This is a genomic window from Yinghuangia seranimata (genome assembly GCF_029953285.1).
Lineage (GTDB): Bacteria > Actinomycetota > Actinomycetes > Streptomycetales > Streptomycetaceae > Yinghuangia > Yinghuangia seranimata.
The window spans coordinates 233,213-255,719 of record NZ_JASAOI010000010.1 but is presented as its reverse complement, the minus strand read 5'-3'; the positions used below and the strand labels follow the sequence as shown (position 1 = coordinate 255,719).

Genomic DNA, 22,507 nt, shown 5'->3' with positions numbered 1-22,507 from the left:
CGCCGCCGGGACCGGACGGGGCCCGGGCCGCGTCGATCCGGGCGGACGCCGGGTCCGACGTCGAACAGACCTACCTGCGAGCTGGGTTCGGCGCGGAGGTACGACGGGGGACGCGGCCCGCGGTGGTCGTCGTCGACCTGACGCGGGGGTTCACCGAGCCCGGCTATCCGACGGGCGCCGACCTGACCGACGAGGTCGCCGCGACCGGCGACCTGCTCGCGGCGGCCCGGCGCGCGGGGGCGCCCGTGGTGTTCACGGCGATCGCCTACACCCCGGCGGAGGCCGACGGGCACGCGGTCGTGTGGCTCGACAAGGCGCCGGGCATGCGCGCGCTGCGGGAGGGCTCCGACGCGGTCGCGCTCGACCCGCGCCTGCCGATGCGGGAGTCCGACCACCTGGTGGTGAAGAAGGGCGCCTCGGCGTTCTTCGGCACCGGCCTGGCCGCGCTGCTGTCCGGCATGGGCACCGACACGGTGCTGGTGTGCGGCGCCACGACGAGCGGCTGCGTACGCGCGACGGCCGTCGACGCCGTGCAGTCCGGGTTCCCGGTGCTGGTCCCCGCGGAATGCGTAGGCGACCGCGCCCGAGCCCCGCACGACGCGGCCCTGTTCGACATCCAGGCCAAGTACGGCGACGTCGTGACCCTCGCCGACGCCGTGGCCTACCTCGACGGCCTCGCCGCGCGGGACGAGTCGGGTCAGGAGGAACGCCTGTGAACAACGTCAACGCGCGGAAGGGGAGGCCACTTCCGAGCACACGCGGCGCTGCGCGACGGGACTCGTGCACGCACGGGTCCGCGTCGGCCGCCGGGCTGAGCGGTCGGCCGCGAGTCGGCGGTACGCAACATGTCGGCTGTGCGCGCAGGCCGTCGGGCCGCGCCGCCGTGGCCCCCGTCCAGTGCTCCGTCTCACGTCCGGGAGGGCGTTCATGACCGTGACCAGTCTGTCCGCCGGCGGCTCGCTCGGCGTCGTTCCCGCTGGGGAGCGGGTGGTGCCGGGCGAGGCGCTCGAGGACCTTGCGGAGCTCGACGCCGTCAGTCGGTGGGTGCGGGTTCCCGGTGGGCCCGTTCTCCACGTCCTCGACTACGGCGGGGCGTTGCCGCCCGTGCTCGTCGTGCCCGGGATCACCAGTCCGGCCGTCTCGTTCGACTTCGTGGCGCGGGAGCTCGTCGACCTGGTGCGGCCGATCGTGCTCGACACGCGCGGACGCGGGCTGTCCGGGTCGGGCGGGTCGTACACGCTCGACGACTACGCCGCGGACACCGAGGCCGTCGCGATCGCGCTCGGGCTGGACCGGCCGCTGCTGCTCGGCCACTCGATGGGGGCGCGCGTGGCCGCCGCCGTCGCGGTGCGCGGGGTGGTGCCGGTCGCCGGGTGCGTGCTGGTCGATCCGCCGATGAGCGGGCCCGGGCGGGCCCCGTATCCGACCACCCTGGAGGTGTTCATGGCGCAACTCGCCGAGGCCCGCGAGGGCACCGACGCCGAGGCCGTCGCGCGGTCCTGGCCGCGCTGGCCGCACCGCGAACAGGCGCTGCGGGCGCGCTGGCTGGCCAGCTGCGGCGGTGACGCCGTCGCGGAGACGCACGCAGGGTTCGAGGCCGAGGACTTCTTCGCGCTGTGGCCGCAGGTGCCCGCGCCGGCGGCGCTGCTGTACGGCGCGGACAGCCTCGTCGTCACCGAGGCCGGTGCCGCCGAGGCGGTGCGCGGCAATCCCGGCGCGCGGTACGAGGCGGTCCCGGACGCCGGACACATGGTGTTCTGGGACAACCCGCCCGCAGGGCTGGCCGCGACCCGTGCCGCGCTGTCCGCGATGCTGCCCTGACCGGCGGCCCGCCGCCGCCCGGCCGGGCCGGGCGCGGTCCGCGCGGCAGTCCCGGCGAGGGGCCGCCCCGGCGGGGCCGCGGCCCGTGCTCAAATGGGCGTATGGCAGACGACACCGCAGCCCGTACCGTCCCCGGACCTCCCGCCGCGCTGGCGGCCGCGCCCGGATACCAGGTACGCCGCCTGTACCAGGCCTACCTGGCGGCCTGGGTCCGTACCGTCGACCCGGTGCTGACCGGCCCGCAGTACGCGGTGCTGACCGCCGTGGACAGCGAGCCCGGGCGCGACCAGAGCTCGCTCGCGTCGGCGGTCGCGCTGGACACGTCGACGATGGCGGACGTGGCGCGGCGCCTGGAGACCCGCGGCCTGATCGTGCGCCGCACCGCGGCCGGCGACGGTCGCCGCAAGCTGCTTTTCCTGACCGAGGAGGGCGAGAAGGCCCTCCACAACACCAACGCGCGGGCACGCGCGCTCGACGAGCGCCTGCTCGCACCGTACGACGCGGCGGAACGCGCCCGGCTGATGCAGCTGCTGGGCGAACTGGCCGCGCACTGGGAGAGCGTCACCGAAGGCTCGTAGGCCGCCGCTCCGCGGCGGGCCGGGCCGGGCGGCGCGCTCCCGCCCCACCCTCGACCCCGCGGAGCACTTCGTGACCGAGCACCACATCGGCCTGATCGTCCCCAGCTCGAACCTGACCATGGAGACCGAGCTCCCGCGCATGCTGCGGGCGCGCGAGCTCGCCGACCCGGACGGCACCGGCGACCGGTTCGTCTTCCACAGCAGCCGCATGCGCATGAAGCACGTCACGCCGGAGGAACTGGCGCGGATGAACGCGCAGACCTCCCGCGCGGCGGCCGAACTCGCCGACGCGCGCCCGGCGGTGGTCGCCACCGCGTGCCTGGTCGCGATCATGGCGCAGGGCCCCGGCTTCCACTGCACGGCCGAGGCCGAGATCACCGCCGCGCTGCAGGCCGAGGGCCACGACGCGCCGGTCGTGTCCAGCGCGGGCGCGCTGATCGACGGTGTGAACGCGCTCGGCGCCCGCCGCGTCGCGATCGTCACCCCCTACATGAAGCCGCTCACCGAGAAGGTCGTCGCGTACCTGGAGGACGCGGGCGTCGAGGTCGTGGACGCGCTGAGCCTCGAAGTGCCCGACAACCTCGCCGTCGCGCGCCTGGACCCCGAGGACCTGACCGAGCACTGGCGGCGCCTGGACGTGTCGCGGGCCGACGCGATCGTGCTGTCGGCGTGCGTGCAGATGCCGTCGCTCGCCGCGATCCCGCGCGTGGAGCGGGAGTCGGGGCTGCCGGTGCTGTCGGCGGCCACGGCGACGGCGTACCGCGTGCTGCAGTCGCTCGGCCTGCCGCCGGTCGTCCCGGACGCGGGCGCGCTGCTCGCCGGCTGACCCCGGCCGGCTGACCCCGCCGGGTGACCCGCAGTGCGCGGGCCCGGCCCCGACCCGACCTCCGTCCCCTCCCGTCCCCGCCCTACCCACCCCGTTCCTCCGCTTCTCCTCCGTTCCAGACCCCGCGATCCGCCCGGGGACGGCGCACCGGCCGCGCCGTCCCCGGGTACCGCACACCCTCGTGCAGCGGACAAAGACCCCGAAACGCAGTTTTTTCCTCCCCCTGTCAGGAGACCTGCCATGAGAACCAGCCTGCGTCTGGCCGCCGTCGCGTCGGCGGCCGTCCTCGTCCTCGCCGCGTGCGGCGGCAAGGACCCCGCGTCCGGAAAGGGCGGCGGCCCGCAGCAGAACGCCGCCGGCAACGGCGCCAAGGGCACCGTCACCGTCGGCCTGCTCAACCCCGTCACCGGCCCGTTCGCCGCGCTCGGCACCGACGTCAACGCCGGGTTCGAGCTGTACCTCAAGTCGAAGGGCGGCGTGCTGTCCGGCTACGGCGTCAAGACCTCCAAGGCCGACGAGGGCACCGACGCCGCGCAGGGCACCACCAAGGCCCGCCAGCTCGTCGAGCAGGACAAGGCGCAGGTCGTCGTCGGCCTGGTCAACTCCGCGATCGCGTACGCCGTCGCGCCGTACCTGGAGCAGGCGGACGTGCCGCTGCTGGTCACCGTCGCCGGCGCGGACGGCCTGACCCGCAAGCAGAACGGCAACACCTTCCGGCTGAGCTACACCAGCTCGCAGGACTCGATGCCGCTCGGCCCCTACGCGTGCAAGGACCTCGGCTACAAGAAGGCCGTCATCCTGGGCCTGGACTACTCGTTCGGCTGGGAGGCGGCGGGCGGCTTCGCGCGCACCTTCAAGGACGCGGGCTGCACGGTCACCAAGGAGATCTACGCTCCGCTCGGCACGCAGGACTGGGGCCCGTACGTCAACCAGGTCGACAAGGACGCCGACGTCGTGTTCGCGGTCGCGCCCGGCCAGGACGGGGTGCGGCTGCTGAAGGCGTACCGCGACTTCGGCGTGAAGGTGCCGGTGATCGCGCACGGTTCGACCGTCGACGAGACGATCCTGCCGACCGAGGGGGCGAGCGCCGAGGGCGTCGTCTCGTCGCTGCACTACACGCCGCAGATCGACTCGCCGGCGAACAAGGAGCTGGTGAAGGCGTTCTCCGACGCCAACGGCGGCAAGAGCGCGAACCAGTACGCCGAGGAGGGCTGGGCGGCCGGCATGGCGCTCGAGGCCGCGCTCGCGCAGATCGACGCGGACCCGACGCCCGCCAAGATCCGTGCCGCGCTCGCCAAGGTGAAGATCGACGCGCCGCGCGGACCGGTCTTGTTCGACGCGTACGGGCAGGCGATCTACCCGGTGTACATGCGCAAGGTCGAGTCCAAGGACGGCAAGCGTGTGAACAGTGTTGTCAGCACGGTCCCGAACGTCACCCAGTTCTTCACCTACGACCCGCAGGCGTACCTCGCCTTCCCGGGCTACGACAAGCTCAAGGGCTCGTGGGCGAAGTGACCGACCGCCACCCGGCGCACGCCGCCCCGGAGGAGGCCGGATGCTGACCTGGCTCACCCACACCGTCAACGGACTGGCCTACGGGTCACTGCTGTTCCTCGTCGCGAGCGGCCTGACGATCACGTTCGGCCTGCTGCGCACCGTCAACCTCGCGCACGGCGCGTTCTACCTGCTCGGCGGCTACCTCGCGTACGACCTGGCGTCGGACGGCACCGACTACTGGATCGCGCTGGCTCTCGCCGTGCTCGCCGCGGCCGCCATGGGGACCGTGGTGCAGCGCGCGTTCCTGCACTACGTCGCGGGCCGCGAACTGCCGCAGATCGTCCTCACGTTGGGGATCGCCTACATCATCGGCGACCAGATCCTCGCGAACTACGGCGGCGACCCGGTCGCGCCGCAGACCCCGCCGGGCCTGGAGGGGCCGGTCACCATCGGAGACTGGACGTTCCCGAAGTTCCGGCTCGTGATGATCGGCGTCGCGATCGCGGTCGCCGTGTTCGCCGGCGCGCTGCTGCGGTTCACGCCGACCGGCGCGAAGGTCCGGGCGGCCGTCGACGACGAGGAGATCGCCCGCGCGGTCGGCATCCGCGTCCCGCTGATCTTCCTGCTGGTGTTCGGTTTCGGCACCGGGCTCGCCGCGTTCGCGGGAGTGTGGGGCGGGGCGTTCACGTCGCTGTCCCCGGACAGCGGGTTCGACATGCTGCTGCTCGCGCTCATCGTCGTGGTCGTCGGCGGCCTCGGCTCGATCGGCGGCGCGCTGCTCGCGGCGTTCGCCGTCGGGCTGATCGACCAGTACGGCAAGGTGTGGTTCCCCGAGTGGGCGCTGTTCACGCTGTACGCGTCGGTCGCGGCCCTCCTCGCGGTGCGCCCGCGCGGGCTGTTCGGGAAGGCGGTCACCCGATGACCACGCCGACCTCGACGAAGCCCGACACGCGGCCCGCCGCCGCGGCCGCGCCCGGGAGATCCGCGCCGCGGCGCTGGGCCCCCGGCGCCGGCGTCCTGGTCGCGGTGGCGCTGCTGATGTTCGTGCCCGCGGCGACCGACTCCTTCTACACGTTCGTCGCCACCCGCATGCTGCTGCTCGGGCTGCTGGCCACCGCGTTCAACGCGGTGTTCGGGTTCGGCGGCATGTCCTCGCTGGGCCACGCCGCGTTCTTCGGCATCGGCGGCTACGCCGTCGGTATCGGTGTCACCCGCTGGGACTGGTCGCCGGGCACGGTGCTGGCGGCCGCGCTCGCCGCGGGCGCGCTGGCCGGCGCCGTGTTCGGGCTGGCGTGCCTGCGGGTGCGCGGCATCTACCTGCTGCTGCTCACCCTGGCGCTCGCCCAGGCGCTGTTCGGGCTGGCGTTCTACCAGACCGAGTGGACGGGCGGCGACAACGGCATCCCGAACATCCCCCGGGACGGGCTGCCCGCCGCCGTCCGGGAGGGCGACGGCTACTACCGGCTGACGCTGGTCGTCGTCGTGCTCTGCGTGGCGCTGCTGTGGATGTACCAGCGCTCGCCGCTGGGCATGTCCGTCGTCGGCACCCGCGAGAGCGAGTCGCGGATGAGCGCGGCCGGCTACCGGCCGGGTGCGCTGCGCACGGTGGCGTTCGCGGTCTCCGGCGCTTTCTCGGCGGTCGCCGGGGTGCTGGAGGTGTACCTGCAGGGCTCGGTGTCGACGGCGTCGATGTCGTGGCAGATCAGCGCCGACGTGCTGGTCTACGCGATCCTCGGCGGCGCCCGGCACTTCTTCGGCCCCTTCCTGGGCGCGGTCGCGGTCACCGGCCTCGAGGTGTGGGTGAGCACCTACACCGACCGCTGGATGACGGTGCTGGGCGTCGTGTACGTCGTCACGGCGCTGTTCCTCGCCGACGGGGTCCTCGGCCGCGCCGCGTCGCTGCTGCGGCTCGCCCGCACCAAATCCGGTGCCGGATCCGGAACTTCGGCGGAGGCGAGGACATGACCACGACGACGACCACGACCCCTGAGTACGCCATCGCGGCCACGTCCCTCACCGTCCGGTTCGGCGCGTTCAAGGCGACCGACGACGTCACGCTCGGCGTCCCGGTCGGCGAGCGCCGTGCGCTGATCGGCCCCAACGGGGCCGGGAAGTCCACGCTGTTCAACCTCCTCGGCGGCCAACTGCGGCCCACCGAGGGCCGGGTCAGCCTGCTCGGGCACGACGTGACCCGGCTGCCCGCGCACCGGCGCTCCCGCCTCGGGCTCGCCCGCACGTTCCAACTCACCAACCTGCTCGCCGAGCTGACGGTGCGGCAGAACGTCGAGCTGACCCTGGCCGCGCGGTCCAAGGCGGCCTGGGTGTTCTGGCGACGTCTGGGCGCCGTCGACGGGCTGGCGGAACGGGCCCTGGACGTCCTGGCCCGCTGGGACCTGGACGGGTCCGCCGACCGCCCGGTGCGCGAACTCGCGTACGGGCAGCAGCGGGTGCTGGAGATCGCGCTCGCGATGTGCGGCGACCCGGAGGTACTGCTGCTCGACGAGCCGACCGCCGGACTGTCCCCGGCCGACGCGCGGCGGCTGACCGGGCTGGTCGCCGACCTGCCCAGGACGGTCACCGTCGTCCTGATCGAACACGACATGGAGGTGGCGTTCGCGCTGGCCGACCGGGTCAGCGTGCTGCAGGCCGGGCGCATCATCGCGGACGGCACACCCGACGAAGTGTCCACCGACAAACGGGTCCTGGAGGCCTACCTGGGGGAGGCGACCAGTGCTTGAACTCGACGCGGTGCACACCTACTACGGCGCGAGCCACATCCTGCAAGGCGTCTCGCTGACCGTCGCCGAGGGCGAGGTCCTCGGCGTCCTGGGCCGCAACGGCATGGGCAAGACCACGCTCGTGCACACCGTCGCGGGGCTGCTGCGGCCGCGGCGCGGCCGGATCAGGTTCCTCGGCCGCGACATCACCGGGGCGTCCGCCGAGCGGATCTCCCGCGCGGGCATGGGGCTCGTGCCGCAGGGGCACCGGGTGTTCCCGTCGCTCAGCGTCAAGGAGAACCTGAAGGTCGCGGTGCGGCGCGCCCGGTCGGGCGGCCGCGCGCGGGGGACGGTCGCCGACGGCGTCCCCCGGTTCCCCGTCCTCGGCGAACGCTGGGGCCTGCCGGCGGGCGTCCTGTCCGGCGGCCAGCAGCAGATGCTGGCGCTCGGCCGCGCGCTCGTCGGCAACGCCCGGCTGGTGCTGCTCGACGAGCCGACCGAGGGCCTCGACCCGCAGACCGTGGCGCGCGTCGGCGACGTCGTCGACGAACTGCGCCGCCGCGGCACTTCGGCGGTACTCGTCGAGCAGAAGGTCGACTTCGCGCTGCGGCGCGTCGACCGGGTGGTCGTCATCGGGCGCGGCAGCGTCGTGCACGAATCGGCCGACCCGGCGGGGCTGCGCGCCGACACCGCGACCCTGCGCGACCTGCTGGCGGTCGGCGGAACGGTGGCCGCCTGACCGCCCTTTGAACGTCCCGCCACGGCACGGGCGGGAGCCCCCGGTCGGATGGCCAGGTACGGCCGGGGGAGTGCGGGTGCGCGTCCGCGTACGGACGCGGCACCAGAAGCACGGCCCGTACCCGCACACGGCACGGGCCGCACAACCCGGTACGCGCCGCACACGCGGCACGCACCGGGCGCACGGCACGCACGGCAGCAAGGCACCTCAGCACCACGCACTCCTGCACACCGAAAGGCAACGCTCGTGCCCTTGTCCCGCAGAACCGTCCTGGCCGCGACCGCCGCAGCCCCCGTCGCGGCGCTCCTGCCCGCGTCCGCGGCCGTCGCCGCACCGTCCGTTTCCCCGGCGTCCCGGCCCGGTGCCCCCAAGGGGCCCGACCACGGCGCCCGCGTCGTCGCCGAGGAGCGGCTCGACGCACGCCTCCTCGACCTGACGATCGACTCGCCCGCGCTCGGCCGCACCGCCAAGGTCCGGCTGCTCCTGCCGACCCGCTGGGACCGCGAGCCGCACCGCGACTGGCCCGTGCTCTACCTGCTGCACGGCGCGTTCGGCGACCACACCACGTGGACGAACCACCCGCTCGTCCGCTCGCTGACCGAGGACTACGGCGTCCTGGTCGTGATGCCGGAGGCCGGCGCGGTCGGCTACTACTCGAACTGGTGGAACCAGGGCGCGTGGGGCGCGCCCGCGTGGGAGACGTTCCACATGCACGAGCTGCGCCGACTGCTCGAACACGGCTACCGGGCGGGCGACGCGCGCGCGGCGGCCGGGCTGTCGATGGGCGGGCAGGGGGCGCTGACGTACGCAGCCCGCAACCCCGGCGTCTTCCGCGCGGCCGCGTCGTACAGCGGCGTGCTGCACACCGCGATGGTCGACGGAGACCTGTCCGGGCCCGACGTCATTGGTAAGTTCGTCGGGTTCGGCGGCCTCGACCCGTCCGACCTGTGGGGCGACGTCGAGGCCCAGCGGTGGCTCTGGGCGGGGTTCAACCCGTACGATCTGGCCCCGCTGCTGCGCGGCGTACGCCTCTACGTATCGTGGGGGAGCGGCGCGCCGGGTCCGTTGGACCCTGCGGGCACCAAGACCGACGACATCGAGCGGCTGTGTGGACGGATGTCGGAGCTGTTCGCGGCACGTGCGCGGCGGCTGCGCCTGGACATGGCGGAGGTGACGGGGCCCGGCACGCACACCTGGCCGTACTTCGAGCGGGGACTGGCCGATTCGTTCCCGATGCTGATGGGGACCATCGGCGCTCGGCGCGGCTGACGCCCTGAGACTGGGGCGGGGTTCGGCACCCAGGGACGGCTGCCGCACCCCGCCCCGACCCATGCCCGGGCCGTTTCGGTCAAGCTTCGGTCAGCGTGCGCTGAGGAGCCGCACCACCTGGTCCAGGTACGCGCGCCGGTCCTCCTTCGCGTGCGGAAGGACGCCGGGCGTCGAGTGCGCGAGCTGGCCGTGCCCCAGGAAGGCGCTGTAGGCCAGCAGCGCGCGTGAGCGGGCCTCGTCAGGTGCGAAGCCGAGCTCGGTGAACAGGCCGGTGACGGCGGCGAGCCGGGTGTCGGTGACGCGTTCCAGCACCGGGGCGACGGCGGGGTGGTGCGCGCTGGCCAGCAGCGCGAGGCCCACGGGGTCCTGCTCGGCGGTCGCGACGACCCGCACGATCAGCAGGCGCAGCATCGCGGCGGGGTCGAACGCCGCGTCGCGGACGTCGCGCAGCACGGCCGTGGTGGTGCGGTCCTCCCAGCGCGCCAGCGCCGCGTCGAGGAGCGCCTCCCGGCCGGCGAAGTGGTGGTAGAGGCTGCCCTTCGTGGTGCCCACGCGGGCCGCGAGCGCGTCGACGGTGACCGCCGCGAGTCCGCCCTCCGCGATGAGTCCGAGGGCCGCGTCGGCCCAGTCCTCGGGGGTTCTGCGGCGGCGGGGCCTTGCCGTGGCGTCGGTCATGTCCATACCTTAGTGAACGGAAAACATTCCATCCAGTATGTTCTGGAGGAGGTTCGGTATGGAGCGCGGCACCGGATACGACGTGATCGTGGTGGGCGCCCGGGTGGCCGGCGCGGCGACCGCGCTGCTGCTCGCCCGGCGCGGGCTGAGGTCCTCGCCGTGGACCGGGCCGGCTTCCCCAGCGACACCGTCTCCTCGCACCAGGTGCAGATCCCCGGCGTCGCCCGGCTCGCCGCCTGGGGTGTGCTCGACCGGCTGCAGGAGGCCGGCACCCCGCCGACCCGCCGGATCCGCTTCGACGCGCAAGGCGTGGTCCTCGACGGGGAGTTCCCGGCCGGCGACGGCGGCGTCGACACGCTGTACTCGCCCCGCCGCTCGCTGCTCGACAGCGCACTCGTCGACGCCGCCCGCGCGGCCGGCGCCGAGGTGCGCGAACGCGCGCGCGTCGAGGAACTGGTGTGGAGCGAAGGCCGCGTGACGGGGGTTCGGCTCTCCTCCGGGCGCGGCGGGGCGGCGGTGACCGAGTCCGCGAGGCTGGTCGTCGGCGCGGACGGCAAGCACTCGTCCGTCGCGCAGGCCGTCGGCGCGCGGGTCTACCGCGAGGTGCCGGTACGGGCGTTCGCGTCCTACACCTACTGGCGCGGCCTACCGACCGTCGCGGGCGGAGGCGAGATGTACCAGCGGCGCGGACAGGCCGTCGCGGTGTTCCCGACCAACGACGACCTGACGATGGTGTACCTGTCGTGCCCGATCGCCGAGTTCGACGCCTTCCGCACCAACCTGGAAGGCAACTACCGGGCTAGGCTCGCGCGTTGCGGGGACCTCGGTGAGCGGCTGGCCGCCGCCGAACGGGTCGAACGGCTCCGCACCACGCCCGACCAGCCCAACCGCTTCCGCGTGCCGTACGGCCCCGGCTGGGCGCTCGTCGGCGACGCCGGGGTGGTCATGGACTCCGTCAGCGCGCAGGGCATCAGCAACGCGCTGCGCGACGCCGAACTGCTCGCGGACGCGGCGGGGGCGGCGCTCCTGGACCCGCCCGCCCCGGGCCCGCACGGCGAAGCGGCGCCGTTCGCGGCGTACCACCGGCTGCGCGACCGCGGCATCGCCCCGATGTACGGCTTCACGACCGACCTCGCGCGTCACACGGCCGGGCGTACGGAACGGCTGTTCTTCGCCGCGCTGGCCGGACGCCCCGACGAGATCAGCCGCTGCCTCGGCGCGTTCGCCGGAATCACCCGACCGGACCGCTACTTCACCGCCGGGACACTGCTGCGTGCGTACGGCGGCCGCGTCTGTTCCCGTGCCGCCGCGTGACCCCCGGCCCGACGGACGGGACGGGGGCCACGGGACCCGGTGGGGGACCGGGTAGGCGGATCCGCGCGGCGCTCGGGGTTCGACGCCGCCGGATGCGGACCCGCCGGGTCCGGGTGAAGGTGGTGCCATGACCGATGCCCCCGAGCGCTGCGCCGTCAGCCTGCCCGGCCGACCCGGCACACACGCCGCGCCGACCGCCGTCATCGTGCGACTGACCGGCGGGACCGGCCCGCAGGGCGAGCCCGAATACGCCGCCGAGGACGGCACACTCGTCGTCCGCGTCACGGGCGACGTGGCCCAGGTGGTGGCGGGAGCGGACGAGTACCAAGGGCAGTTGCTGGCGGTCGTGCCGGTGGCCTGACGCGAGAGCCCGCAGGTTGGCGGGTGCGCGGGGCGCACGTGGCCCGACCGCCGGATGAGGCACCCCCTGCGGCCACAACGGAGGGTGGGCGCGCAGGGGATCCGGGCGTGGTCTCGGTCCTTCGTGCGAGTGGCGTGCGCCCCCGCGGCGTGGGCGCTACTTGCTGTGCAGCTGGTTGCTCGTGCCGGTGTCCTTGACGGTCGGCGCGGTGCCGTCGCCCTTGACGCCGTAGAGGACCAGGTTGTCCGAGCCGGTCACGGTGATCGTGTCGAACCAGCCGGTCTCGATGCTGCTGTCGTTGCCGATCACGGTCAGCGACTTGCAGGTGCCGACGAAGCTCATCGACACCGTGCTGGCCACGATGCTGACGTCACGGCCCGTGCAGTCCGTCGTGGGCTGGTCGCCGTCGGCGGTGATCGAGATCGTGCCGGTACCCGTGGGCTTGACGGTCGTGCCGGACTTGGGCTTGCCGGTGCCGCTGCCGCCGCCTGCGGTGGTGTCGCCGGTCGCGGTGGTGGACTTGCCGGCGCCGGTCGGCGTCGCGGGCGTGCCGGCACCGGCCGACGCACCCGTGCTTGCGCCCGAACCCGCCCCGGCGGACGCCCCGGCCGCCGAGCCCGCGACGGAACCCGCGGAGTTCCCGGCCGACGCCCCCGCCGCCGCACCGGTGTTCGAACCGCTCTGTGAGGCGGCCCCGTTGTCCTTCTTCTCCACGCCCGCCTCGCACGCCGTGGCGCCGAACACGACGGCACCGACGAGGACGGCGGACGGCAGGACGGTACGAATACGCATTGGAATCCCCCCATGGTTGGCCGCGGCCCCCTCGGCCGCTGCACACAACGCTAGAGACCGCGTGTCGCGGCGATGTGGCGGCGATCTACCAGCCCTGAGACACGCCTGTACACGCAGCCCGACGCCCGTCGAGGCACGCCCGACCCGCCCCCGATGCCCGCCGACGCCTCGTGGCGCGTGTCAGGCGCTCGGCAGTCGCAGCCGTACGACCGTTCCGGACTCCGGACGGCTGCGGATCTCGCACCGGCCGCCGTGCCGGTCGACGACGGCGTGCACCAGGGCCAGGCCCAGCCCGCTCCCGGGGGTGCCCCGGGCATCGCTGCCTCGCACCAGTTCGCCCCACACATAGGGGAGTTCGTCGGCGCGGATGCCGTGCCCGGTGTCGGCGACCTCGACGACGACGTAGCCGTCCTCCTCGAACGCGCGCAGCTCGATGCGGCTGCCGGGGCCGCTGTACTTCAGCGCGTTGCCGACCAGGTTCTCCAACGCCAGCTCCAGCAGGTCCGGGTCGCCGGCGACCGTCGGCAGCGGCCACGGCACGCGCGGCACCGACACCGACACGTCCCGCTCGGCCCCGCCCGGCAGTTCGCGGGCGGTCTCGCCGGCGTCCTCGAGCAGCACGCCGACGTCGACGGGCAGACGCTCCAGCGGGCGCGACTCGACGTCGGCCAGCTTGCGCAGGTCCCCGGTGATCCGGGTCAGCCGTGCGACCTGCTCCTCGACGCTGCGCACGGTCCCGTCGCCCTGCGCGTCCAGGCGGCCCGACGCCGAGACGTTGGCCAGTCCGAGCCGGATCGCCGTCAGCGGGTTCTTCAGCTCGTGGTCCAGCCGCCGCAGGAACCGGTGGTGCTCGGCGGCGGCCTCCGCGGCCACCTGCGCCCGGGCTTCCACGACCCGCCTGGTGAACAGCAGCCGGACACCGAACCCGGCGGCGACGAGCGGCCCGAGGACGGCCACCGCGAGCACGGGCGCGAACCGCAGGTACACGCGGTAGTCCGACGCGAACACGCCCGTGACGGCGACGGCCGCGCCCCAGACGCCCAGCGCGACCGCGTAAGGAACGGCCCGCCGCGAGATCCGTGCGCGTCGCGCGACCGGCGGCTTGCCGGCGGGGGAGGGCGATGCGGGCGCCGTCCTCGGTCGCGGTACGGGAGGCGGCAGTTCGTGCAGCGCGAGCGGCCGCCCCGCGCCTTCGGCAGGCGCCGTGCCGGGCGGCGTTCCGCCCGGGAACTCGTCGGGCGGCGTTCCGTCCTGGCCCGTCATCGTTCGGCCTCCACCCTCGGGACGAAGCGGTAGCCCTCGCCCGTCACCGTTTCGATCCACGCCGGTGCCGCCGGGTCGTCGCCCAGGGCTCGGCGGAGTTCGGCGACGCGGTTGTCGACGGCGCGGGTGGTGCTGGCGGACTCCCAGCCCCACAGGACCTCCATCAGCCGTTCCCGCGACAGGAGTTCGTCGGGGTGGGTGACGAGGTAGTCGAGCAGCGCGCCGGCCTTCGGGGTCAGGACCAGTTCGCGGTCGGCGAGCCAGGCGCGGCGGGCGGTGCGGTCGACGCGCAGCGCGCCGGCGCGTAGCACGCGCGACGAGGCCAGCGGTGGAAGGCCGGTGCGGGAGCGGCGCAGCAAGGCCCGCATGCGGGCGATGAGTTCGTAGGGGTCGAACGGCTTGTTGAGGTAGTCGTCCGCGCCTTCCTCCAGGGCCATGGCGCGTTCGGTCGACTCGCCGACCTGGGTGAGCAGGATGACCGGGATCCAGGCCCCGTCGGCGCGTATGCGGCGCAGGACTTCGCGTCCGTCCATATGCGGCATGAGGACGTCGAGGACGACGAGGTCGGGTGCCGGTGCGCCGGTCGCGGCGGCGAGGGCGGCGGTGCCGTCGTGCGCGGTCCGGACATCGAACCCGGAGCGTTCGAGGAGCGGCCCGAGCTGTTCGGTGATGGCGGTGTCGTCGTCGGCGAGCAGCACGGAGGGCCGCCGGGTGTCCGGTGTCGGGCGGGTCACGGCGCCAACGTACCCGAGGCGCCCCGAGGGCATTTAAAGGATGTCTTTAACCCGGTGGGCTTCTCTGCCATAGTCGGCCTCCGCCGCGACGCGCCCGGGGAGGCACCGACCATGAGCAGCGCACCCGACAGCACGGGGAACAGCACCGTCCACCACCGCACCTGCCATCTCTGCGAGGCCATGTGCGGCCTGGAGGTCCACGTCTCCGAGGGCCGGGTGCACAAGATCCGCCCCAACCGCGCCGACGCGTGGAGCAAGGGCCACATCTGCCCGAAGGGCACCACCCTCGGCGCGCTCCAGGACGACCCGGACCGGCTGCGCGCGCCCGTGATCCGTACCGGCGACACGTGGCGCGAGGTGACGTGGGACGAGGCGTTCGCCGAGTGCGAGCGCCTGCTGCGCCCGGTCCTCGAGGAACACGGGAACCAGGCGCTGACCGCGTTCCTGGGCAACCCGCTCGCGCACAACATGGCGCTGGCCCGCTACTCGGGGATCCTCATCGGGATGGCCGGGATCCACCACATCTACTCTTCCGGCACCGTCGACCAGTGGCCCAAGAACGTCTCGTCGCTGCTGATGTACGGCGGCATGTGGACCATCCCCGTCCCCGACCTGCGCCGCACCTCCGACCTGTTCGTCGTCATGGGCGCCAACCCGCAGGCCTCGCAGGGCTCGCTGCTCGCCTGCCCGGACGTGATGGGCGAGATCAAGCGCATCCGGCGCGGCGGCGGCAAGGTCGTCGTGGTCGACCCGCGCCGCACCGGCACCGCGGACGCCGCCGACGAGTGGCTGCCCATCGTGCCCGGCACCGACGCGGCGCTGCTCATGGCCGTCGTCCACGTGCTGTTCGCCGACGGCCTCGTCGACCTCGGCCCGGCCGCGCCGCACATCGCCGGGCTCGCCGACCTCGAGGAGCTGGCGCGTGACTGGACGCCCGAGTCGGTGGCCGGCGCCTGCCGCGTCCCGGCCGACCGCATCCGCCGGCTCGCGCACGAACTGGCCGCCGCCCGCTCGGCCGTGGTCTACGGCCGGATCGGGCTGTGCAACCAGGAGTTCGGCACGCTCGCCAGCTGGCTCGTCGACGTCGTCAACATCCTGACCGGCCACTTCGACACGCCGGGCGGGCTGATGTTCCCCAAGCCCGTCAACTGGTCCGTCGCGACGCTCACGCAGCACGCCAAGAAGGCCGAGGGCGCGCCGTTCGGACGCTGGCACTCGCGTGTGCGCGGCGCCCCCGAGGTGCTCGGCCAGGTCCCCGCGTCGTGCCTCGCCGAGGAGATCGACACCGACGGCGAAGGGCGTATCCGCGCGCTCGTCACCATCGCCGGGAACCCGGCCGTCAGCGCGCCGGGCGCCGACCGGCTGCGCGCCGCGCTGCCCCGCCTCGACGCGATGATCAGCATCGACAACTGGCTCAACGAGACGACCCGGCACGCCCACGTCGTGCTGCCCGGGCCCGGCCCGCTGGAGACGGCGCACTTCGACGACCTGATGTGGAACTTCGCGGTCGGCAGCGCGGGCAAGTGGTCCGAGCCCGTGCTGCCGCCCGCCGACCCCGACCGGCCCGCGGAGTGGGAGATCGTGCTGCGCCTGGCCGGCATCGCCGCCGGGCAGAAGGCCGACGCGGTCGACGTCAAGGCGCTGGACGACATGTGGTTCTCGGTGCTCGTCCGGGCGTGCGGCCTCGACCCCGACGAGGTGCTGCCGCACTACACCGAGGGCGGCCCCGAGCGGATCGTCGACCTGTCGGTGCGCACCGGCCCGTGGGGCGACCGGTACGGGCGGGTCGAAGGCGGCCTGACGCTCGCCGACTTCAAGGCCGCGCCGAACGGCATCGACCTCGGGCCGATGGTGCCGCGCGTCGCCGAGGTGCTCGCCACCGACTCCGGCAGCGTCGAGCTGGCCCCCGCGTACATCACCGCCGACCTGCCCCGGCTGCGCGCCCACCTGGACCGGGGCGGCGCGGACGAGCCGGGCGGGCTGGTCCTGGTCAGCCGCCGCCACCTGCGGTCGAAGAACTCGTGGCTGCACAACGTCCCCGCGCTGGTCGGAGGGAGCAACCGGTGCACGCTGATCATGCACCCGGACGACGCGGCCCGCGCCGGGCTCGCCGACGGCGGCACGGCCGAGGTCGCGTCCGAGGCCGGCAGCCTGCGGGTGGCCGTCCAGGTGAGCGACGAGATGATGCCCGGCGTCGTGTCGATGCCGCACGGCTGGGGCCACGACGACCCCGGCACCCGCATGGCGACCGCCCGTGCGCACGCCGGCGTCAACTCCAACGTGCTCGCGCCCGGCACGTTCGTCGACGCGATCTCCGGGAACGCGGCCGTCAACGGCGTCGCGGTCACGGTGACCGCCGTGTGACCCCCGCCTGATCGTTAACCGGTGATGAACGACGGGCCCGTCCGTTTCGCGCGGACGGGCCTGACCTCCACCGGCGGCCGAAGATCACATTAAGGTGATCCACGGCAAGACGCCGGATGCACCATTCATCACCGGTTATCGGTCCGGAGGGAGACCATTGATGGAGCGGCACGAGATCGAGATCTTCCTGACCCTCGCGGAGGAGCTCCACTTCGGACGTACCGGGGAGCGCCTCCACGTGTCCGCCGCCATGGTCAGCCAGACCATCAAGAAGGTCGAGCGGCGGCTCGGCGGGCCGCTGTTCGAACGCACCAGCCGCAAGGTCGAGCTGACCGCGCTCGGCAGGCAGCTGTACGACGACCTGCACCCGCACTACGTCGGCATCCAGCAGGCCGTCGGCCGCGCCGCCATCACCGCCAAGGGCATCGCCGGGACGCTGCGCATCGGCTTCCTCGGCGACCTCGCCGGCGCCCAGGCGCACGCCGCCGCCCGGGTGTTCCGCGAACGGCACCCGGACTGCACCGTCGAGATCAACGAGGTGCAGATCGGGGAGTACATCTTCCCGCTGCGCGACGGCGAGCTCGACATGATGATCACGCTCTCGCCGCTCGTCGAGCCCGACGTCACCGTCGGGCTGATCCTGCCGCGCCGCCAGACGTACGCGGGCCTGCCGTCCGGGCACCGGCTCGCCCAGCGCGAGTCGCTGGTGCTGGAGGACCTCGCCGGAATGGCGTTCCCGTCGCTGGTCGAAGGCGTCCCGGACTACTGGATCGAGCCGTACCACCCGCGCTGGACGCCCGGCGGCCGGTCGATCGGGCGCACCTCGCAGCGCTGCGCGACCTACCCCGAGTTCCTCGCGCTGGTCGCCTCCGGGCAGGCGGTGTGCGTCGGTGACAGCCAGGTGCTGGACTTCTACACGCGGCCGGACGTCGTGTACGTCCCGCTGCTGGACGCGCGCCGCATCGAGCACGCGCTGGTGTGGCTGACCTCCGCCGAGAACGCGCGCATGCGGGCGTACATGGAGGCCGTGCGCGACACCGCCGAGACGATCCTCCCGGAGGTCGGCGCGGCCTGACGGCCGGTCCGTCAGTCCCGCCGCAGCAGCGTCACCCCCGCGTCCGACGCCACCGGCCGGAAGCCGTTGCGCTCCAGTTCGGCCGTCCACGCCGACACCCACTCCTGCTTGCCGTCCCACACGTCCACCACCGCCCAGCCGGGCCCGGGCAGCACCACCGGGAAGTTCGTGACCCGGGTGCGGGACGTCAGGTGCGGCGCCAGCCGCTCGGTCGAGGTGACCTGGACGTCGTCCGGCACCAGGGCGACGATCCGGTACGCCCGCTCCACCTTGTCCTCGACCGCCCACGCGCGCTTGTGCGCCAGCTCCAGCATCGGGAAGTCCCGGCACAGCGCGAGCGACACGGCCAGCGGCACGATCGCGGCCTTGGCCGCGTACCGGCGCAGCCAGTCGCGGCGCGACGCGCGCAGCGTCACCACGGCGTCGGCGAACGCCGCGAACACGATGGGCATCAGGACCGCGCTGTAGTGGAACCACGGCCCCCAGTACAGCTGGTTGCTGGACGTGAACCGCCACAGCAGCGTCGGCACCGCCATCGCCAGCAGCGGCGAGCGCAGCGCCAGGAATCCCGTCGGCAGCAGAAGGGTGAACAGCGTCATCCACTTCTGCGACGGCAGCAGCATGTTGTGCGGCAGCCCCAGCAGCAGCGTCCCGACCGGCACGTCGTGGTCCCGGTTGCCGGCCGCCGCCGACCCGATGCGGGCGCCGCCGCCGTCCATGCTCTCCCAGAACGGGTACGCGCCGTGCGGGTTGATCGCCGGCAGCACGACGAACACCACCAGCGTGAACACCGCCACCCCGGCAACGGCCGCGACCACCGCCCACCGCCACTGGCGGCGCACCGCCAGGAACACCGACGCGGCCGCCACCGCGAGCGCCAGGTCCTCCTTCACCAGCATCGACGCGCACAGCCACGCCATCCCCGCGCCGTACTCGGCCTTGAGGAACCGCTCCAGGCCGAACGCCAGCATCGGCACCGCGAAGCAGACCTCGTGGAACTCGAACGACACCGCGCTCTGCAGGCCCCACGACAGCGCGTACGCCGCCCCGAACACCGCACCGCCCAACGGCCCGAACGCCCGCTGCCCGATCCGGGTCATCGGCACAGCCGACAGCGCGATCAGCATCGCCTGCGCCACCAGCAGCGTGTCGGCCGACGGGAGCAGCCGGTACACCGGGCCCAGCAGCGCGAGGACCGGGTGGAAGTGCTCGCCGAGCACGTTGAAACCCGGCTCGCGGATGTCCGAGACGGGCGCGCGGAAGTGCGCGTAGTTGCGCACCACCTGCTCGAACAGGCCCAGATCGTAGGCGTGCGTCTCCATGCGGCGGTGCTTGAGCAGCGAGTACGTCGCGTACAGGACGAACGCCGCCGGCCCGATCAAGTACGGCACGTCCGCCGCCCGGAACAGCGGGCCGCGCCGCGGCTTCGGCGGCGTCCGCGGAACGTGCACCAGCGCCGTTCCGGGACGCGGTCGTCCGACCTTCGCCAGGGCGGACGACCGGGCGTCGGACGGGGTGCGAGGAGGTGTGGTGGCCATGGTGGCTGGGACCCTACGGCGGCCCGCGGGCCCGCGCGGGCGACTGCGGCCGACAGCCCGCCGGAAGCACTCTTTCGGGCGAAATCGGCAGGGGCCTTAGGCGCGTTCTGAGGTGCCTTAGGAGGCGTCTAAGGCCCCCCGGGCCGTCAAGATCGGGCATCCGCCCGATGCCCCGGGCCCCTCTGGGGCGCGAACCTTAAGGCATGCCCCGGACGCCGGGGAAGCCCCCGGACGGACAACCGGGCGGGGGAAACGCCATAAGGAGTCACCGAGATGATGCAGTACCAGCTCTTCCAGGCCCGCCAGCAGGAGCTCCACCGCGACGCCCAGCACGAGCGCGTCGTCACCCTCGCCCTGCGCGGCCGCCGCGCCGCCCGCCGCACGCAGCGCGCCGAGGTCGATTCCGACGCACGGGTAGCCGGTGGCCTCGCGCGAGCAACCAGCCGCGCGGCGTGAGCCGGCAGCCGGCCGGTTCGCAGCCACGCGGGGTGCGAGGACCGGTCGGACCACACAGGGGTCCAGGCGCTGTAGGGGGCGCCTGGACCCCTTAGGTCGTTCCCGTTCGCTCCCGTTCGTTCCCGCCGTTTGTTCGTGCGCGATTCCCGGTCATTCCGGGGGCTGATTCGCGGGGACGGCCGCGCGTCACCCGATCGGCGGATGCCGCAAAGCGCGGCAGGGGCGCCGTCGTTGGCGACCATGGGACAGATGATCGGTCTCGACGCGCAGCGTGCGACCGCAACCGCCACACGGCCGCTGTTGCGGCAGGTCGGGCTGCCCGTCGCCATCCTCGTCGTGGTCACCGTCGTCGACCTGGCGACCGGGCCCGACACCGTCTACTACCCGTTCCTCCTGCTCGCCCCGACCCTCGCCGCCGCCACCGCGCGGCCCCTCGCCATCCTGGCGATCGGGAGCGTGTCGCTGCCGCTGCGCTACTGGCTCGCGTCCGAGGACGGCTACCAGAACACCGAGCTCTTCCAGGTCAGCACCTGGATATACGTCATGGCGACCGGCCTGGCCATGTACCTGTCGGCCGCGCGCCTGCGGTACGAGCGGTCGCTGGTCGCGCTGTCCCAGGTCGCCGTCGCCGCCCAACGCGCGATCCTCCTGCCGCCGCCCGACGGGCTCGGCGGCGTACGGCTCGCCGTGCGCTACTTCGCGATGGCCGACGAGGCCGAACTCGGCGGCGACCTGTACCTCGCGCTCGACACGCCGCACGGCATGCGCATGATCATCGGGGACGTGCTGGGCAAGGGCCTCGGCGCGGTCCGCACCGCGTCGATCACCATCGGCGCGTTCCGCGAAGCCGCCTACAACCAGCCGGAGCTGGCCGACGTGGCGCGGCTCATCGACGAGAGCATCGTCCGCAACGCGCCCGCCGAACAGTTCGTCACCGCGCTGCTCGTCGAGGTCAGGGACGGGGAGGTCGAGTTCCTGCACCGGGGCCACGAGCAGCCCGTGCTCATCGGCGCGGACGGCGGCGTGCGCGTCCTGGAACCCCCCGACCCCGGCCTGCCGCTCGGCCTGACCGAACTCGCCGCGGCGAACGGCTCCGAAGCGTGGGCGGTGCCGTTCGGCGGCCGCGACCTGCTCGTCCTCGTCACCGACGGGGTCGCCGACGCGCGCAACGCGGACGGCTGCGACTACCTGCTGGTCGAGCGCATCACCAAGCTGCTCGGCGGCACCGCGTACGTGCACGACCCCGCGGTCGCGGTCGAACGGCTCGGCGACGACCTGAGCCGGCACGTCGGCTGGCTGCCCTTCACCGACGACGCGCTGATCATCGCGCTCGCCCGCGCGGCGGCCGGCCCGGCCGGCGACGGGCACGCCCCGGCGGGTGACGGGCACGCGCCGACGGGTGACGGGCACGCACCAGAGGGCGGCCCGGGGCACTGACCGGGCCGCCGCCCCTTCGCTTCGCTAGCCCGCCACGGTCAGCACGACCTTGCCGCGCCCGTGTCCGCGCTCGACGTCGCGGTGCGCGTCCGCGGCCCGCTCCAGCGGGTACGTCGCGCGGATGTGCAGCGTGAACGCGCCGTCCACCCACAACTGCGCCAACTCGCCCAGCAGCGCGCCGGAACGCACACCCGACCACTCCGGCAGGCCCAGGTCGCGGGCGGTCTCGTCCGCGACCATCGTCAGGATCCGGCCGCGGTCGGCGACCACCTCGACCGACGCGTACAGCGCGTCGGGGCCCGCGGTGTCCAGGGCGGCGTCGACGCCGTCCGGTGCCACCGCCCTGACCCGGTCCGCCAGGCCCGGACCGTACGTCACCGGCACCGCGCCGAGGGAGCGCAGGTAGTCGTGGTTGGCCTCGCTCGCCGTCCCGACCACCCGGGCCGCGCCCCACGCCCGTGCCAGCTGGACGACGATCGTGCCGAGGCCGCCCGCCGCGCCGTGCACGAGCACGGTGTCGCCCGGCCCGACGGCGAGCTGACGCAGCGCCAGGTACGCGCCCTGCCCGTTCCCGGACAGCGCCGCCGCCACGTCCCACGGCATCGAGGCCGGTTTCGCGGCCAGCTGGTCGGCCGGCACCACGATCTCCTCCGCGTACCCGCCCGTCGTCGAGAACCCCAGGACCTCGTCGCCGGGCGCGAACCCGGTCACCCCGTCGCCGACCTCCGCGACGACGCCCGCGAACTCGTTGCCCGGAACAGCAGGTTTGTCGGGGAACCCCGGTGTCATCGTCGGCGGGAACTTGCCCGCGCGCAGGCCCGTGTCGAACGGCAGCACACCCGCCGCGCGGACCGCGACGCGTACCGCCCCCGGGCGTATGGCCGGCGCGGGCGTCTCCGCGAGCCGCAGCACCTCGGGGCCGCCGAAGGTGGTGAACAGCGCTGCCTTCATGGTCTTTCCGTCCTTTCGTCCGACGCGGTCACGGCGCGGCCTCGGGCGCGGTCGGCTGCCGCCGCGGCCGTCCCGTGGACGGTAGGCCGCGGCGCGGCGG

General features: G+C 73.9%; 22 protein-coding genes. 16 read left to right on the top strand and 6 right to left on the bottom strand.

The window, feature by feature from the left end; genetic code table 11:
- Positions 1 to 35 precede the first annotated feature (35 nt).
- The 10 genes from QI554_RS07350 (at position 36) to QI554_RS07305 (ending at position 9,447) form a co-directional block, all read left to right on the top strand.
- Positions 36 to 716, top strand: coding sequence for an isochorismatase family protein (locus QI554_RS07350; RefSeq protein ID WP_281467438.1), 681 nt, complete (start codon positions 36 to 38; stop codon positions 714 to 716).
- A gap of 211 nt (positions 717 to 927) precedes the next feature.
- Positions 928 to 1,821 (top strand): alpha/beta fold hydrolase, encoded by an 894-nt coding sequence (locus tag QI554_RS07345; protein ID WP_281467172.1) that lies wholly within the window; start codon positions 928 to 930, stop codon positions 1,819 to 1,821.
- Positions 1,822 to 1,922: 101 nt separating this feature from the next.
- The gene (locus QI554_RS07340) at positions 1,923 to 2,399 is read left to right on the top strand and encodes a MarR family winged helix-turn-helix transcriptional regulator (RefSeq protein ID WP_281467170.1); all 477 of its coding nucleotides are present in this window, start codon (positions 1,923 to 1,925) and stop codon (positions 2,397 to 2,399) included.
- 70 nt (positions 2,400 to 2,469) lie between these two features.
- Positions 2,470 to 3,225: a maleate cis-trans isomerase family protein gene (locus tag QI554_RS07335; RefSeq protein WP_281467168.1), complete on the top strand. Its 756-nt coding sequence runs from the start codon at positions 2,470 to 2,472 to the stop codon at positions 3,223 to 3,225.
- 240 nt (positions 3,226 to 3,465) lie between these two features.
- The gene (locus QI554_RS07330; protein ID WP_281467165.1) at positions 3,466 to 4,740 is read left to right on the top strand and encodes an ABC transporter substrate-binding protein; all 1,275 of its coding nucleotides are present in this window, start codon (positions 3,466 to 3,468) and stop codon (positions 4,738 to 4,740) included.
- A gap of 40 nt (positions 4,741 to 4,780) precedes the next feature.
- A complete protein-coding gene (locus QI554_RS07325; protein ID WP_281467163.1) occupies positions 4,781 to 5,644 on the top strand; it encodes a branched-chain amino acid ABC transporter permease in 864 nt (287 codons plus the stop codon).
- On the top strand, positions 5,641 to 6,687 hold the full coding sequence (locus tag QI554_RS07320; RefSeq protein ID WP_281467161.1) for a branched-chain amino acid ABC transporter permease: 1,047 nt from the start codon (positions 5,641 to 5,643) through the stop codon (positions 6,685 to 6,687). Before QI554_RS07325 ends, QI554_RS07320 begins: the two co-directional genes overlap by 4 nt.
- Positions 6,684 to 7,460, top strand: a complete 777-nt coding sequence (locus tag QI554_RS07315) for an ABC transporter ATP-binding protein (protein ID WP_281467158.1) — start codon at positions 6,684 to 6,686, stop codon at positions 7,458 to 7,460. The genes QI554_RS07320 and QI554_RS07315 overlap by 4 nt, the downstream gene beginning before the upstream one ends.
- Positions 7,453 to 8,178 (top strand): ABC transporter ATP-binding protein, encoded by a 726-nt coding sequence (locus QI554_RS07310; protein WP_281467157.1) that lies wholly within the window; start codon positions 7,453 to 7,455, stop codon positions 8,176 to 8,178. The genes QI554_RS07315 and QI554_RS07310 overlap by 8 nt, the downstream gene beginning before the upstream one ends.
- A 246-nt stretch (positions 8,179 to 8,424) precedes the next feature.
- The gene (locus QI554_RS07305) at positions 8,425 to 9,447 is read left to right on the top strand and encodes an alpha/beta hydrolase (protein WP_281467155.1); all 1,023 of its coding nucleotides are present in this window, start codon (positions 8,425 to 8,427) and stop codon (positions 9,445 to 9,447) included.
- A 90-nt stretch (positions 9,448 to 9,537) separates the two neighbouring features.
- Here QI554_RS07305 and QI554_RS07300 read toward each other — a convergent pair whose 3' ends face one another.
- Positions 9,538 to 10,122: a TetR/AcrR family transcriptional regulator gene (locus QI554_RS07300; RefSeq protein ID WP_281467153.1), complete on the bottom strand. Its 585-nt coding sequence runs from the start codon at positions 10,120 to 10,122 to the stop codon at positions 9,538 to 9,540.
- Positions 10,123 to 10,281: 159 nt separating this feature from the next.
- Between QI554_RS07300 and QI554_RS07295 the strand changes: the two genes are divergently transcribed.
- Both QI554_RS07295 and QI554_RS07290 read left to right on the top strand, forming a co-directional pair.
- A complete protein-coding gene (locus QI554_RS07295; protein WP_281467152.1) occupies positions 10,282 to 11,436 on the top strand; it encodes an NAD(P)/FAD-dependent oxidoreductase in 1,155 nt (384 codons plus the stop codon).
- A 127-nt stretch (positions 11,437 to 11,563) separates the two neighbouring features.
- Positions 11,564 to 11,797 (top strand): DUF6296 family protein, encoded by a 234-nt coding sequence (locus QI554_RS07290; RefSeq protein ID WP_281467150.1) that lies wholly within the window; start codon positions 11,564 to 11,566, stop codon positions 11,795 to 11,797.
- 156 nt (positions 11,798 to 11,953) lie between these two features.
- Here the strand turns inward: QI554_RS07290 and QI554_RS07285 are convergent, their stop codons facing one another.
- The 3 genes from QI554_RS07285 to QI554_RS07275 all read right to left on the bottom strand — a co-directional run bounded on the left by QI554_RS07285 (position 11,954) and on the right by QI554_RS07275 (position 14,586).
- Positions 11,954 to 12,589, bottom strand: a complete 636-nt coding sequence (locus QI554_RS07285) for a DUF3060 domain-containing protein (protein ID WP_281467148.1) — start codon at positions 12,587 to 12,589, stop codon at positions 11,954 to 11,956.
- A gap of 180 nt (positions 12,590 to 12,769) precedes the next feature.
- Complete coding sequence (locus tag QI554_RS07280; RefSeq protein WP_281467147.1) at positions 12,770 to 13,852, bottom strand: sensor histidine kinase; 1,083 nt, start codon at positions 13,850 to 13,852, stop codon at positions 12,770 to 12,772.
- Positions 13,849 to 14,586, bottom strand: coding sequence for a response regulator transcription factor (locus QI554_RS07275; RefSeq protein ID WP_281467145.1), 738 nt, complete (start codon positions 14,584 to 14,586; stop codon positions 13,849 to 13,851). Before QI554_RS07275 ends, QI554_RS07280 begins: the two co-directional genes overlap by 4 nt.
- A gap of 111 nt (positions 14,587 to 14,697) precedes the next feature.
- On the opposite strand from QI554_RS07275, the gene QI554_RS07270 reads away from it, so the two are divergent.
- Both QI554_RS07270 and QI554_RS07265 read left to right on the top strand, forming a co-directional pair.
- Positions 14,698 to 16,950, top strand: coding sequence for a molybdopterin-dependent oxidoreductase (locus tag QI554_RS07270; protein ID WP_281467143.1), 2,253 nt, complete (start codon positions 14,698 to 14,700; stop codon positions 16,948 to 16,950).
- A 160-nt stretch (positions 16,951 to 17,110) separates the two neighbouring features.
- The gene (locus QI554_RS07265; RefSeq protein ID WP_281467141.1) at positions 17,111 to 18,025 is read left to right on the top strand and encodes a LysR family transcriptional regulator; all 915 of its coding nucleotides are present in this window, start codon (positions 17,111 to 17,113) and stop codon (positions 18,023 to 18,025) included.
- 11 nt (positions 18,026 to 18,036) lie between these two features.
- Here QI554_RS07265 and QI554_RS07260 read toward each other — a convergent pair whose 3' ends face one another.
- Positions 18,037 to 19,563: a DUF2079 domain-containing protein gene (locus tag QI554_RS07260; protein WP_281467139.1), complete on the bottom strand. Its 1,527-nt coding sequence runs from the start codon at positions 19,561 to 19,563 to the stop codon at positions 18,037 to 18,039.
- A gap of 273 nt (positions 19,564 to 19,836) precedes the next feature.
- Here QI554_RS07260 and QI554_RS07255 point away from each other — a divergent pair, with 273 nt between their 5' ends.
- Together QI554_RS07255 and QI554_RS07250 are read left to right on the top strand one after the other, a co-directional pair.
- Positions 19,837 to 20,019: a hypothetical protein gene (locus QI554_RS07255; RefSeq protein WP_281467137.1), complete on the top strand. Its 183-nt coding sequence runs from the start codon at positions 19,837 to 19,839 to the stop codon at positions 20,017 to 20,019.
- 249 nt (positions 20,020 to 20,268) lie between these two features.
- Positions 20,269 to 21,456, top strand: coding sequence for a PP2C family protein-serine/threonine phosphatase (locus QI554_RS07250; RefSeq protein WP_281467135.1), 1,188 nt, complete (start codon positions 20,269 to 20,271; stop codon positions 21,454 to 21,456).
- Between the two features lie 24 nt (positions 21,457 to 21,480).
- Here QI554_RS07250 and QI554_RS07245 read toward each other — a convergent pair whose 3' ends face one another.
- Complete coding sequence (locus tag QI554_RS07245; RefSeq protein ID WP_281467133.1) at positions 21,481 to 22,407, bottom strand: NADP-dependent oxidoreductase; 927 nt, start codon at positions 22,405 to 22,407, stop codon at positions 21,481 to 21,483.
- Between the last annotated feature and the right edge of the window lie 100 nt (positions 22,408 to 22,507).